This is a genomic window from Paraburkholderia sp. Tr-20389 (assembly GCF_017104565.1).
Lineage (GTDB): Bacteria > Pseudomonadota > Gammaproteobacteria > Burkholderiales > Burkholderiaceae > Paraburkholderia.
The window spans coordinates 79,698-93,511 of the sequence record NZ_JAAGPD010000024.1 but is presented as its reverse complement, the minus strand read 5'-3'; the positions used below and the strand labels follow the sequence as shown (position 1 = coordinate 93,511).

The following is a 13,814-nucleotide window of genomic DNA, read 5'->3' as shown; positions in this document are numbered from 1 at the left end:
CGATCAGAAGTCGCCGCGGCCGATCGTCGTCGGCTGCACGGTGCCCGGCACCGAGTAGAGCGTGATGCTCACGTTGGTCGCGTCGATGCCGTTGCCGCTGTCCTGTTCGGTGACGGCGAAGTTCTGCGACTTGTACAGGCCGCCGTCGTCGAGGTTCTGATAGCGGACGTCGTAGCTGCCCGGCGCGACGCCGAGCAGCGTGAAGCTCTTCCCCGCCGGGATGAAGAAGTGCCGCACCGGCTGGTCGAACACGGAGGCATTGAAGACGAGCTTGGCGAACACGTCGAAGCGGTTGGACGTGTTGTCGATCGTGACGGACGAATGCCCGCCGTCCGCGCCGACAGGCATGCCGTCGAGGTAAGACGCCGTCGACGGCCACGGCAGGCCGTTCGGCGCGGCTGTCGGCCTGGCGAACGCAGGCCGTGCAGACGAGGCGGCATCGCTGCCGGCGGAGGCATCGTTGGTCCACGGCGACGTCGCCGCCTGTGCCGACGACATCGCGGCCAGCGCGCGTCGCTTGCCTTCCGTCGATGCCCCACCGTCGCCGTCGCCTTCATCGCGCGCACCATAAGGCGAGCCGTACGACGTCGACGTGTTGCGCGTGAACGGCCACGGCGTCATCGATTCCGATATCGCGACGTAACCGAAGAAGGCGCAGACGCCGATCGCGATCCAGCTGCGCAGCGAAATCTTGCGCAGTGCAAACCCCGCTGCCGCGCGCGGCTTCTGCGGCGCAGCGCGCGGATCGATGCGCGCCTGCGAGGTCCACGCGCTGGAACGGGGCTGCGGACGCGGCGAAGCATCGCGCTTCGTCTGCGTGGCGGCCTGCCAGTTCGTCTGCTGGGTTTTCTGCTGATTCTTCTGCTGTGCCGGGGTCGCGGGACGCGGCGGAGGTGGCGGCGCAGCGGCGGCTGCCGCTTCGCGTTCCTTGCGCGCGAGCCATTCGTCGTGCTCCTTGCGTTGCACGGGATCGCTCAGCACCGCGTAGGACGCGTTGATGATCTTCATCACCCGCTCGGCATCGGGATCGTCGATCCGCCGGTCAGGATGATATTTCTGACACAAGGTCTTGTAGGCCGCGCGGATCACCTCTTGAGGGGCATCCCGCGAGACTTTCAGATTGTCGTAATGGCTGTGAATCTTCACGCCCTTCCCCGATTGCCGTGCTGGTCTTTTGTGTGATTCTACGCGAGCGCAAACGCCCCGGCCGGTCGCAGACCCAGCCGGATGCCGCCTTTTTGAGCGCCGTTGTGGCCCAGGCCGCACATTTCGTGCCGCGCCGGACCGGTCGTGTCCGTCGTACTGCCGATGCGATGCCGCTTCAGGCGGTTTTCTGATCGGGCATCCGCACCTCCGCCTCCGGGACATCGCGGCGACGCGCCTTCTGCTCGGTCCAGATCTGGCTGTCCGGAAACCAGAACGCGCCCTCGCGCGGCGGCACGGCCAGCCTGACGGGCAACGACGGATTGAATATTTTCGACCACGCCGACAGATATGACGGCGTCTTCAACAGATATCCGCAGTTCGCGAGCAGCAGACTCGCGACGAGCGCCTCGCGGCCGATCGCCAGCCCCGGATGGCCGCTGAAATGCACGGGCGTGCCGCCCGTCGCGAGCAGCCTGGCGGGCGCGACGCTGACGGGCACCCGGAAGCCCCACTTGACGAAGAAATCGAGGAACGCCTGTTCGTCGCTCGACACGAAGATGTTCGTCAGTTGCGGTTCTTCGGCGAGCGTGCGCTCGACGAGACGGCAAAATTCGTCCCAACCGATGGTATGTGCTTCGAGCTTCTTGTCGGTGCCGCGAAAATGCACGCCGAGCGTCGCAGCGCCGATGCCGGTTCGCCGGCGGATTGCGTCGACTTCCGCGCGGATCGGCGCGGTCGGCTGATAGTGCGCGCGGAATAGCGCGCTCGCGTGGCGCAGTTCGAGCTTCGACTCGTAACGGCGGCGAAATCCGAGTCCGCCGAGATCGTGCACGACCGACGTGCGCAGCCGCATGTTCGACGCCGGCGAGGCCGGCACGCCGACGGTATCGAAGTATTCGCCGAACCAGTCGACCTGGCCCTCCGGGTCGCCGTAAATGCCGCCGCGCGCAGAGATGAGCGGCGTGAGGCGCTTTTCATCGCAATACATCAGGATGAACAGCACCATCTGCATGACCGAGAAGAAGCCCGAGTGCGCGCGAATCTCGATCGCGAAGTAGCCGCGATTCAGACGTTGTTGCGCGTGCAGCGTGATGCGGCCTGGCGTGCTGATCGAATGTTTGAAGCGCTCGCTACGTCGGATGTGTCTCGCAATGTCGATCAACTTGTTCAACATGCCACGTCCCTCTCATGCGCCGGGCAGCCCTTCCCGGCAAGCCGTCTGTGTTCGAAGAAATCAGGCGAGATGCGGTGCGGTGTGCGACGGCCGCGAGGCGTCCATCATGCAGGCCTGTCCCTGCGCGCCTCGTTCGTCATACGAATCGGACCGCCGGCCCGATGCAAAATCGGCCAGCAAATAGACGTGTTGCGTCACGCGCCATCTTATAGGGCATAAACGGGCGGGTCGAGTGTAGAAAAATTGACTGTGTGCGACGCCATACATTCGGCACTTTTGCCACACACTTCGCGCTGCTAATCGTGTGAACTTATCGCGCGAGCGAATAGTCGGTGTCGGCTGTCGTGAACACAGCGACGGCTTCGCGCAGCGAGCGCGCCTGCTCCGCCATCGACTGCGCGGCCGCCGATGCCTCTTCGACGAGCGCCGCGTTCTGCTGGGTCACTTCGTCCATCTGCGTGACGGCGAGATTGACCTGTTCGATACCCGTGCTCTGTTCGTTCGATGCCGCCGAAATCTCGGCGATGATGGCCGTCACCTGCTGCACGGAGCCGACGATCTCTCCGATAATGCCGCCCGCGTCGCGCACGAGATCCGAGCCCGCCGCAACGCGCGTCGAAGATTGATCGATTAGCGCCTTCACTTCCTTCGCCGCTGTCGCGCTGCGCTGCGCAAGCGCACGCACTTCACCCGCGACGACGGCGAAGCCCCGTCCGTCTTCACCCGCGCGCGCCGCCTCGACGGCCGCGTTCAGCGCAAGGATGTTGGTCTGAAACGCGATGCCTTCGATCACCGCGATGATCTCGCCGACTTTCGACGAGCTTTCCGTAATGCCCGCCATCGTATCGACCACGCGCCGCATCACGTCGCCGCCGTGCACGGCCGTGTCGGATGCCTTTTCGGCCAGCGTCGCGGCGTGACTTGCGTTGCCCGCGTTCTGCCGCACGGTGCCCGTGAGTTCTTCCATGCTCGCCGCCGTTTCCTCGAGCGATGCAGCCTGTTCTTTTCCGTGCGCGCCGACAGGCTCATATTGCCCGCCGCGATCTGCGAACTGGCCGTCGCGACGCCGTCCGCATTGCGGCGCACGCGGCTCACCACGTTCGAGAGGCTCGCCTGCATCTCGGCGAGCGCGTTGAGCAGCGCGCCGATTTCGTCGTTGCCGTGTGCTTCGATGCGCGTCGTCAGATCGCCTTGTGCAACGCTGCGCGCGACATCGACCGCACGCGTCAGCGGCGACGTGATCGAGCGGCTGAACAGGAACGCGCCGCCCAGGCCCGCGGCGAATGCCGCCATCATCAGCACGAGGCTGATCGCGCCCGCTCGGCGCGCATCGTCGGCGGCTTGCGCGGACATCGCCGCCGTTCGGGTCGCGATCTGCTCGACGGCTTCGCCGAGCAGGCGCGCGGGTTCACGGTCGACACCCGCGACCGCCTTGTCGCCCGCCGTCGGCTCGAAGCCGGCCTCCTTGAAGGCTTCGAGTCCCTTGCGATAGCCGCCGCCCATCGCCACGTGCGCCGTCGCGAACTGTTCGACGAGCGAGCGCGTGCCGCCGTCGTCGAGCGACGAGAGCAGCGCCTTCGTCTGCGTATCGACGATGCTTTCCTGCTTCTCGAATGCGGCCCAGCCCTTGTCGAGCTTCGCGGGATCCTTGCCGCGCAGCAGGATGTCCTTCCACTCCTGCACCTGAAGCTTGAAGTTGACGAGGACGTTCGACGCCGTCCGCTCGTTGGCGACGTGCACACGCACGAGGTCGTTGTATTCGTCGATCGAGCGATGCATCGCGTACAGGCCGTACATCGCGCCGGCGAACATCAGGAAGAGCGCTGCGGCAAAAGCAAGGGGAAGCTTGAATGTGAGTTTCATGAACGATAGAGGGAGGATGCGCGGCCCGGCGCGGCGCAATGGTTCGCGCGCGCGTTGGCAGTGAAAGCCAACGTTTGCTCTCGCCTCTTACGGTTCGTTCAGGGGGATTCTGAATTGCACCCCAATATTTGGGAGGAAAATTTTACTGAAATCGTTTTCACGCAGAGCGTTCACTCGGAGTTCGCGTCGGGCCTGGCCATCCAGGCGCGCGCCGCCGATCAACCCTTCATGTCGACCCAGATGCGGCCCCAGGCGGTCGCGTACTTGAGCGCCTGTTCGCCGTCGTAGAAGTAGTCGAGTGCGTTGAAGATGCGAGGAGGCAGACCCGGTTTTTCGATGGTCAGATCCGCCGCGTGCAGGCCATCGTCGCGAATAGCAGCGCTGGCTTGAAGGCGATAGCCTCGGTGTGTGGTCAGCATGGGAATGGTCATTGATACGTCTCTGGCTTCAATCGAGATTGCTGGCGATCCACGCAACCCACGCCGCGCTTCACGCCCGTCCCGATTGCTCTCAGGCCAGGATCCGCATTATCGCGATGCCCCGTTACTGTTCAATGACGGCCGGCGTTCTCGCACACCGGCCCGTTTTTGTGCGTTTTGTCTGATCAATCGGCGATCGGTTTGCCCGATGCGTCCTTGACCTTGGCCTTCCACTGCGTGCGAATCTGCGACACGACGGCATCCGGCAGCGTGATGTAGTCGAGTTCCTGCGCCGTCTGGCTACCGTTCTTGAACGCCCAGTCGAAGAACTTGAGCGTTTCCTTGCCGCGATCCGGCTTGTCCTGCGCCGAATGCACGAGCACGAACGTCGCGCCAACGACGGGCCACGCGTCCTTGCCCGGCTCGTTGGTGAGGATCTGATAGAACGACTTCGACCACTCGGCGCCCGCTGCCGCCGCCTTGAAGGTGTCCGTCTTCGGCTCGACGACGGCGCCCGCCGCGTTCTTCAGCGACGTGTAAGTCATCTTGTTCTGCTTCGCATACGCCCATTCGACATAGCCGATCGCGCCCGGCAACCGCTGCACGAACGCGGCGACGCCGTCGTTGCCCTTACCGCCCGTGCCCGTCGGCCAGTTGACGGTCGAGCCTTCACCCACTTTGCTCTTCCATTCCGGACTCACCTGCGAGAGATAGTGCGTCCAGATGAAGCTCGTGCCCGAGCCGTCCGCGCGGCGCACGACGGCGATGTCGGTGTCGGGCAGCTTCGCGCCCGAATTGAGCGCGGCAATTTGCGGGTCGTTCCACTTCTTGATCTTGCCGAGGTAGATATCGCCGAGCACGGGGCCCGACAGCACCAGCGAACCCGGTTTCATACCGGGCAGATTGACCACGGGCACCACGCCGCCGACCACCGTCGGAAACTGGAACAGGCCGTCTTTCGCGAGTTCGTCGTCTTTGAGCGGCGCATCGGAGCCGGCGAAATCGACGGTTTTCGCGAGCACCTGCTTGATGCCGCCCGACGAGCCGATGCCCTGGTAGTTGATGCGGCCGCCGCCTGTCTTCTGATACGCGTCGGCCCATTTCGTGTAGATCGGCGCCGCGAAGGTGCTGCCTGCGCCCGTGACGTCGGCTGCGTGCGCGAAGGAAAACGACAGCGCTCCGAGCAGGCCGGCCGCCGCTAACAATGCGAGTTTCATGGTTCACCTCCTTTTGTCGGGAAGAGCGGCTTCGTTGGAGCGTGGCTCTGGTCCCATGCAAGATCGCTGCTGAAAGCTTTGTATGGGGTGCGTTTCGAAATTAGTCGCGCTTCGTGACAATGCGGTGACGGATGAAGCGATCGGCGCCGCTTGCTCTCTGCAGACGAAAACGTGCGATCGCCGCGCGTGTCGCTCGATGGTGTGTGTCGGTGGGCCGGTTGAACGGCACGCGGTTCCGGCGCATTTGAGGTCGCGGGCGCGCGCGACGTTTGTCCGCCGCACCGCACTCAAGCCGTGAACGGCAGTTCGGCCTGGATCGGCAGCGGCGGCGCCTGTTCGCTTGCTAGAGACAAGCCACTCACGCGCACACCGAGCAGCCGCAGCTTGCGCGTCAGCGCGACGCGCTTCAGACATTCGGTGGCCGCACGCCGGATGGCGCCCGCATCCGACGTCGCGGCGGGCAGCGTAAGATCGCGTGTCACGGTGGAGAAATCGTCGAAGCGCAGCTTGATGCCGATGGTATGTCCGACGTAGCCCTTGCGCTGCAAGTCTTCCGCGACGCGCACACACAGCCGCGTGAACGACTCCGACAGCGCGGGCCGGTCATGGCGCGGATGCAGATCGCGTTCGAAGGTCGTCTCGCGGCTCATCGACTTCGGTTCCGATTCGACGACCACAGGACGCTCGTCCGCACCCTGCGCGACGTGCGTGAGCCACGTCGCATACTTGAGGCCGAAGTTCGACTGCAACAGATCCGGCGCGGCGTGCGCCAGATCGCCGACCGTATTGATGCCCAGCGTGGCCAGCCGCTCGCTGGCCTTCGGCCCGATGCCGTTGATCTTGCGTGCGGCCAACGGCCAGATGCGCGAAGGGATGTCCTCGGGCGTCAGGATGGTCAGGCCGTCGGGCTTGTCCAGTTCTGAGCCGATCTTCGCGAGCAGCTTGTTCGGCGCGACGCAGATCGAACAGGTCAGGCCCGTCGCCGAACGGACCGCCTCTTTGATACGCGAGCCGATGTCGGCGGCATCGCCGGATACGTCGGTCAGATCGATATAGATTTCGTCGATGCCGCGATCTTCGATGCGCGTCGTAAACTTCGCCACTTCGGCCTTGAAGAGGCGCGAGTAATGGCGGTAGGAATCGAAGTCGGTGGGCAGGAGGATGGCGTCCGGCGCAAGCTGCGCGGCCTTCATCATGCCCATCGCCGAGAAGACGCCGAAGGCGCGCGCCTCGTACGTCGACGTCGTGACGACGCCGCGCCCCGCGTAGTCTTTCAGTCGCGCGAAACGGCGTGTGCCGTCAGCCAGCGTTTCGGGCGCCGCATTACGCCCTCCGCCGATCACCACCGGCTTGCCACGCAACTCCGGATAACGCAGCAACTCGACGGATGCATAGAACGCGTCCATGTCGAGATGCGCGATACGGCGAACGGTGACACTCATGATGCTTGATGCGGTTGGCGATGGAGGATTGCGCTGCGGCGAGCACGGCGGACACGTGCGGCGATGCGCCCGCGCACGCCCATACGGGCAGGGATAAGCAGTTTAGCAAGTTGCCCGCGCGACCCGGATTGAAGCGACGGCCGCCGCTTCATCGCTCCCCTCACACGCGAAACACGTTGCCATCAGGACCGATTTTGCGCGGAATGCTCCGGTTGCCGGGCCGCTTGGTCGACACCACCGACGACGCGCCCTGCACAGCCGGCGTATCGCCCGGTTCGGTCACCTTTCTGGCGAGCCGCGGCGCAGCGGGTTTTTGAGCATGCTGACGAACCGGCTTTTGCGCAGTGGAACCCGCCGAGTGGCCGCGTGCCTCCGGCGGATTCCAGATCTCGACGTACTTTTCCGCGTGCGCTGCGGAAGTCAACACCAGCGCGACGAGTCCAACCCACAGACGACCTGCATTCATTGCTCACTCTCCTGTGCCGCGCTTGCCGCCACGGACAAACCCGCGGTGCCCACCGACCTGCCGTTTTCGCATGCATAGAAGGTTGGCTCGCCCGCCTTGCCCCGGCGGATGGCCTCGTCGATTTCCCGCTCACCAAACGCGGACTTCAGGGTTGCGACAAACGCCGCAATCTCCGGCATGGGATGACCCGCGGGTTGATGCACACGCATATCCATGACGCACGTTCCTGTTCAATCGCACATCGATACTGTATATCCATACAGCCTTTTGTGCAATTGCTCCGACACGGCGTTGCGCGGATGCCGGGCGCTTCGCCTCAGCCGGCGCGCAGCAGTCTAACGCGCATGGCCGGACAGCGGACGAAGAAACGCCGGGCCGTCGCAATCTCGCGACGCCCGGCGTTCAATCGTTGACGACTGGATGGCAGCTGTCAGAAGGCGTGACGGATGCCCACCATGCCGACGAACGTGATTCGGCGAGAACTTCGCCGATACTTTCTTTTACCTTTCTTATTTCTTTCGATTTAGACTAGCGCCACCATCCAGAACATCACGGAGCGCTATATGGGGAATTTAGGAGGTTTCATGCAAGGTGCAGTCGCATTGGGCGGCTGCATTGGACTGTTCACGACGATCGTCTGTCTCGTCGAACTGTTTAGTGGCTGATCGTCAGATCGAGCGCGTGAGACCACGTGGCACCGAAGAGCCGTCGCGAGCCGACGGCTCTTCCTTTTTTCACTCCTGCTCGACAGCGTGCGCCTCTTCCATCGTCGACGCCCGCACCCGCTCGGCGAAGCTTTGCAACGCCGCCAGCGATCCATGCACGCTGTGATATTCCTGCCGCCCGATCCGGGCTTCGAGCACGACCGTCATGCCTGCTTGCCGCGCCACATCGAGGATGTCCATCTCAACCTCCACAATCCGTCCGATTCCTGAATCGCCTGGCGCCACGTCATCCGGCGCCCCTTGATGACTATTCTATGAATCTCTCGTCAAGCATCAATCGCATGCGCAGGGAATCTATGTTTGCGTGGGCACAACAATCCGCGGGCCGTGCTGGCACGAAAGTTAAGTCCGCGTTTGAGCCCGCTTCCAGGCCCGCTGATACTCCGGATTCACCGCGCGCACGCGCCTGCCTGTAGCATTCCCGTTGCCGCACCTGCACGACGGGCACGGCAAGACCACGACGCATCGCCATCGGAATCACTGCGCACGAGGGGACGCCATGATCGTGTACAAGTTCGGAGACGGCTCGGGCGCGATGCCGCCCGATCTCAGTCCGTTCGTCGTCAAGCTGGAAACATGGCTTCGACTGTCGAACATTCCGTACGAAGGACGCATCGGCAATCTCAATGCGATGCCGAACAAGAAACTGCCCGTGGCGGACATCGACGGCGTGACCGTGTGCGATTCGTCCGCGATCATCGGTTATCTGCAAAGCCGCTATCCGCACGCACTGAACGACGCGCTGCTCGATCCGAAGCAACGCGCGCAGTCGGCGGCGATCAAGGCGCTGCTGGAAACGCACCTGTATTTCGTGATCGTGTATTTTCGCTGGGCCGTCGACGGCAACATGGCCCTCTACAAACCGCTTCTGGTCGACTATGCGCGGCTCACCGCGCCGGCGTTCGCACGGCCGCTGGTCGGCGCGTTCGCGCCGCTGCTGCTGCCCACGATCCGCCGCAAGGTGCTGCGTCAGACGTGGGAGCAAGGCACCGGAAGGCATAGCTACGACGAAGTCGCGCGGATGGGCATCGACGGATGGCAGGCCATCGCCGATCTGCTCGGCGACCAGCCCTTTCTGCTAGGAGACGAACCGTCGACGATCGACGCAACGGGTTTCGCGTGGGTCCACACGACGGCCGTGCATCCATTTGAGAGCCCGGTGCACGATTTCGTCTCGACGCAACCCGCGCTGATGGCGTATCACGAGCGCATCGCCGCGCGCTGCTGGCCGAACCTGGCGCGAGCGGCACGGCGCTGAATCCGTCATGAACTGTCCGGCTTCGCGCGTGCGGCTGGCCTGACTCGCGAATGGCCAACTGTCTATTCCGCCCGATGCATCCCGCAGCGACAATTTTCGAAAACTCACTGAACGCGCGCCCATCCCATGACCAGCCTGCCGATCCTCTCCGCCAACGTCCTGTTCGCCTACTCCGCCTATTTCGTCGGTACGGCGAGCCCGGGCCCGAGCAATCTCGCCATCATGTCGATCGCGACCACGGACGGCCGCAAGGCCGCGTTCTCGTTCGCCGCGGGCGTCGTGTGCGGCTCGTGCTTCTGGGCGATGCTCGCGACACTCGGTCTGTCGGCGGCGCTGCTGGCGTTTTCGGGGCTGATGGCCGGGCTGAAGATTTTCGGCGGATGCTATCTGCTGTGGCTCGCGTTCAAGTCAGGCCGCTCGGCGTTGCAACCGCGTGTCGCGCAGACGCAGACTGCGGACGGCCATCCGTCGCTGCGTCGTCTCTATACGCGCGGCCTGCTGCTGCATCTCACGAACCCGAAGGCGATTCTCGTGTGGATTTCCGTCGTCGCGCTGGCTTCGCCGACGAACGGCGGTGCGCCGCATATGCTGACGATCGTCGCCGGCTGTCTCGCAATCGGCATGCTGGTGTTCGGCAGCTACGCCGCCCTCTTCTCGACGCCGCTCGCACGCCGCGTGTATCTGTCGATCCGCCGCTGGCTCGATGGCGGTCTCGCCGTGGTGTTCGGGCTGGCGGGTTTGAAGCTGCTGACTTCGCGCGCCTGACCAAGGCGCTCATTTCCCCCAGTAGCACACGACGCCCTGCCGCGCGCTGCTATCCGACGCATACGGCACGAAACCCTTCGCGCGGCTGCGCGCGAACACTCGCCGCGCACTTGCCGCGGCATCGCAGCCGCCGACGTAATCGAGCGTCGCGATCCAGAACGCGTGGCCATTCGGCCTCAACGCCAGCACTTTCCACGCAGCCAGTTCCGCTTCGACCGATGCGTCGTACTCCGGCGCGTACACCTCCTCGTGCGCAACGCCGTCCAGCAGCGACGCAAACGCAACGCCGCCCGTCGAGCCTTCGCGCGTCGTGCGGCCCGTGGCGTTCTGCATCACGAACACGAGCCCCGGATACTTCTCGCGCAACTCACGCACCAGATCGAGGCCGCCTTGCGCGCACGCGGCATCGCACGGACCATTGCGCGTCGCCGTGCCATGCTCGACGATTTCGAGGTTGTCGAGATAGAAGCCGTCGGCGCCTTGCGCAACGAGACGCGGCGCGACGTAATCGACGATGAGCCGCTGGTAAGCGGCGTTCGACAAGTTCATCCACACTTCCTGCCGGTAGCCGCGATACGCGCCCGCATACGCCGCCGTATTCGCCCCGCAGGACACGAAGCCTTCCGGCACGTCGCGCCAGTACGAACGCCAGGTCTCGCACGATCCGAGGTTCAGGTAGCTCAGCACGATGTTGCGGCCGCCGTTCTTGAGCGTGGCGATTTCGGCGGGTGTGAAGTTGTCTGCGTCGGGATCGAGGTCGACGTCGATCACGCGGAACGTCGACGCGACGCGCGCGAGATTGCCGAGACCGGCCGCGTCGCCGTAGTACGACATCCACGGCGACGGGTCGAACGCGCGCGACTCGACGACGGCGGTTCGATCCGCGGCATGCGCGCCTGCCAGCGACAACACGAACGCCGCGAACACGCCTGCGAAGACCCGCTTCAACTGTCCGTCCACTCGATCGCTCGCAAGGAAAAAACGAGCGCCAGTGTACCTGCGTCGCGTGAAGATAAAGGAAGCGCCGCGAATCAGATGCCCGCCTGCAGCCGCTGCGCTTCGCGAGCGAAATCGCCCGGCACGACGGGCCGTCCGAACAGATAGCCCTGCTGCCGCTCGCATCCGATCGAGCGCAAAAACGCCGACTGCTCGTTCGTCTCGACGCCTTCGGCCGTCACGTTCATGCCGAGCGAGTGCGCCATCGCGACGACGGCATGCGTGATCGCCACGGCATCGCGATGCTCGGGCAAGCCGGCGACGAACGACCGGTCGACCTTCAGGCTATGCAGCGGAAAGCGCTTCAGATACGACAGCGACGAATAGCCGGTGCCGAAATCGTCGACGGAAATGCGCACGCCCATGCGCGCGAGCGTCGTCAGAAGCGGCATGACGGAGTCGCTGTCGCTCATCAGCACGCCTTCCGTGATCTCCAGTTCGAGCGCCGACGGCTCCAGTCCCGCCCGCTCGAGACTCGCCGCGACATGCCCGATCAGCTCGCCGTTGATCTGCCGCGGCGAGAGATTCACCGCGATCATCAGATGCGGCGTGATCGTCCTGCGCCACTCCACGGCCTGGCGGCACGCGTTCTCCAGCACCCAGCGGCCGATATCGATGATGAGCCCCGTGTCTTCGGCGACGGGGATGAATTCGACGGGCGACACCTGGCCCAGCTCGTCGTTGTGCCAGCGCAGCAGCGCTTCGGCGCCGACGATGTGTCCCGTCGCGCCCTCGACGATGGGCTGATAGGCGAGGCTCAGTTCATTGGCCGCGAGCGCGCGACGCAACGATTGCTCGATCGCGAAGCGCCGCTGCAGACGCTGGCTCAGCTCGGCCGTGAAGAACTGGAAGTTGTTGCGGCCGCGCTGCTTCGCGTCGTACATCGCGGAATCGGCATTGCGCATCAACGTCTGCGCGTCGCGTCCGTCGTCGGGAAAGAGGCTGATGCCGATCGACGCGCCGAGGTAATACTCGTTGCCGCCGACCGCGAACGGCAGCGCGATCGTGTCGAGCACCCGTTGCGCGAGCGTAGTCAGGAACGACACGTCGCCGTAGTCGCCCGTCGCGATCACGAACTCGTCGCCGCCGACGCGCGCGAGCGTGTCCTCGCTGCGTACGCAGCCCGCAAGCCGCGCGGCGACGCTGCACAACAGCGCATCGCCCGCTTCATGGCCGGCGATGTCGTTGACCTTCTTGAAGCCGTCCAGATCGACGAACAGCACGGCCAGCCTGGGCGCAGCGGCCTGTGGTTCCGTGCGCTCGCGGGGCGCAAGACGCTCGCTCATCCGGTCGGCAAGATACGCACGGTTATAAAGACCCGTCAGCGAATCGCGCGTCGCGAGATGCTGCAGTTGCGCGCGCGCAGCCTGCACCGCGCTGATGTCGTTGAACGACACGAGCACGGCGCCTGGTTCCGTTTCGCCCGGCTTGAAGATGGGCACGACGTTCTCGGTGATCCAGATCGAACCGCCGCCCACCAGTTCGAGGCGCAGCGTCATGCCGACCACGGGCCGGCCCGTGCGCAGCACGCGCCGCGTCGGCTGCTCGCTCGTCTCGACGCGCGAGCCGTCGTCCCAGTACGCGGCGCGAATCACCTTGTAGATGTCCTGGCCGATCACATCGCCCGTGGCGCGCAGCATGCGCCGCGCGCTCGGATTGCAGGCCAGCACGATGCCTTCGCGCGACTGCACGACAATGCCTTCATTCAGATGATCGACGACGAGCCGGTGATGTTCCTCGCTTTCCGCGAGACGCTTGCGCATCAGATCCTGATGGACGGCCAGCCCGACGCCTTGGCCGATTTCGCGCAGCAGCGCCTGTTCGTCGTCGTTGGGGCGGCGGCGCCGGTCGTAGTAGACGCCGAACGCGCCGAGCACCTGGCCCGCGTCGTCTTCGAACGGCACCGACCAGCAGGCGCGTAGCCCGAGCGGCAGCGCGAGATGCCGATAGTCGGCCCACAACGGATCGCGTTCGATGTCCTCGACGATCACCAGCCGCCGGTCGTGCATCGCCGTGCCGCAAGAGCCGGCGCATGGACCGATGTGCATACCGTCGATGGCCGCGCTGTACTGCTGCGGCATCGACGGCGCCGCGCCGACGCGCACGGTGATGCCATCCGTGTCGAGCACGAGTATCGAGCATCGCGCGCCTTCGCCAAGCAGCGTCTCGGCGCGGCGGCACACCTCTGCGAGCAATTCGGGCAACGGTGTGCTGCGCGTGAGCAGGCGCAACACGCTCTGCTCGGACGCGAGCACTTCGGCGGCCAGATCCGCGCCGTGGTGAGTGCGGCCGGCTGGCTTGTCAGTCGCGATGTCTGCAGTCACTTGACGACTCATGGTTGCA

General features: G+C 64.7%; 12 protein-coding genes and 1 pseudogene. 2 read left to right on the top strand and 11 right to left on the bottom strand.

What is annotated here, in order from left to right:
* Nucleotides 1–3 precede the first annotated feature (3 nt).
* The 9 genes and pseudogenes from G3N95_RS21515 to G3N95_RS21475 all read right to left on the bottom strand — a co-directional run bounded on the left by G3N95_RS21515 (nucleotide 4) and on the right by G3N95_RS21475 (nucleotide 8,632).
* Nucleotides 4–1,146, bottom strand: a complete 1,143-nt coding sequence (locus tag G3N95_RS21515; RefSeq protein ID WP_205972086.1) for a J domain-containing protein — start codon at nucleotides 1,144–1,146, stop codon at nucleotides 4–6.
* Between the two features lie 175 nt (nucleotides 1,147–1,321).
* The gene (locus tag G3N95_RS21510) at nucleotides 1,322–2,320 is read right to left on the bottom strand and encodes a hypothetical protein (protein WP_205972085.1); all 999 of its coding nucleotides are present in this window, start codon (nucleotides 2,318–2,320) and stop codon (nucleotides 1,322–1,324) included.
* A gap of 310 nt (nucleotides 2,321–2,630) precedes the next feature.
* Nucleotides 2,631–4,183 (bottom strand): annotated as a pseudogene (locus G3N95_RS21505) (methyl-accepting chemotaxis protein).
* Nucleotides 4,184–4,401: 218 nt separating this feature from the next.
* Entirely contained in the window at nucleotides 4,402–4,614 is a 213-nt protein-coding gene (locus G3N95_RS21500) for a hypothetical protein (protein WP_205972084.1), read from the bottom strand.
* A gap of 173 nt (nucleotides 4,615–4,787) precedes the next feature.
* Entirely contained in the window at nucleotides 4,788–5,819 is a 1,032-nt protein-coding gene (gene pstS / locus G3N95_RS21495; RefSeq protein ID WP_205972083.1) for a phosphate ABC transporter substrate-binding protein PstS, read from the bottom strand.
* Nucleotides 5,820–6,106: 287 nt separating this feature from the next.
* On the bottom strand, nucleotides 6,107–7,261 hold the full coding sequence (gene dinB / locus G3N95_RS21490; RefSeq protein WP_205972082.1) for a DNA polymerase IV: 1,155 nt from the start codon (nucleotides 7,259–7,261) through the stop codon (nucleotides 6,107–6,109).
* Between the two features lie 160 nt (nucleotides 7,262–7,421).
* Nucleotides 7,422–7,727, bottom strand: coding sequence for a hypothetical protein (locus G3N95_RS21485; protein WP_205972081.1), 306 nt, complete (start codon nucleotides 7,725–7,727; stop codon nucleotides 7,422–7,424).
* The gene (locus G3N95_RS21480; RefSeq protein ID WP_205972080.1) at nucleotides 7,724–7,942 is read right to left on the bottom strand and encodes a hypothetical protein; all 219 of its coding nucleotides are present in this window, start codon (nucleotides 7,940–7,942) and stop codon (nucleotides 7,724–7,726) included. Before G3N95_RS21480 ends, G3N95_RS21485 begins: the two co-directional genes overlap by 4 nt.
* A 519-nt stretch (nucleotides 7,943–8,461) precedes the next feature.
* Nucleotides 8,462–8,632, bottom strand: a complete 171-nt coding sequence (locus G3N95_RS21475) for a hypothetical protein (protein ID WP_205972079.1) — start codon at nucleotides 8,630–8,632, stop codon at nucleotides 8,462–8,464.
* Between the two features lie 319 nt (nucleotides 8,633–8,951).
* On the opposite strand from G3N95_RS21475, the gene G3N95_RS21470 reads away from it, so the two are divergent.
* Entirely contained in the window at nucleotides 8,952–9,710 is a 759-nt protein-coding gene (locus G3N95_RS21470; protein ID WP_205972078.1) for a glutathione S-transferase family protein, read from the top strand.
* Nucleotides 9,711–9,836: 126 nt separating this feature from the next.
* Nucleotides 9,837–10,475, top strand: coding sequence for a LysE family translocator (locus G3N95_RS21465; protein WP_205972077.1), 639 nt, complete (start codon nucleotides 9,837–9,839; stop codon nucleotides 10,473–10,475).
* 9 nt (nucleotides 10,476–10,484) lie between these two features.
* Here G3N95_RS21465 and G3N95_RS21460 read toward each other — a convergent pair whose 3' ends face one another.
* Nucleotides 10,485–11,423, bottom strand: coding sequence for an endo alpha-1,4 polygalactosaminidase (locus tag G3N95_RS21460; protein WP_205972076.1), 939 nt, complete (start codon nucleotides 11,421–11,423; stop codon nucleotides 10,485–10,487).
* Between the two features lie 83 nt (nucleotides 11,424–11,506).
* Nucleotides 11,507–13,807, bottom strand: a complete 2,301-nt coding sequence (locus G3N95_RS21455; RefSeq protein WP_205972075.1) for an EAL domain-containing protein — start codon at nucleotides 13,805–13,807, stop codon at nucleotides 11,507–11,509.
* Nucleotides 13,808–13,814 lie beyond the last annotated feature (7 nt).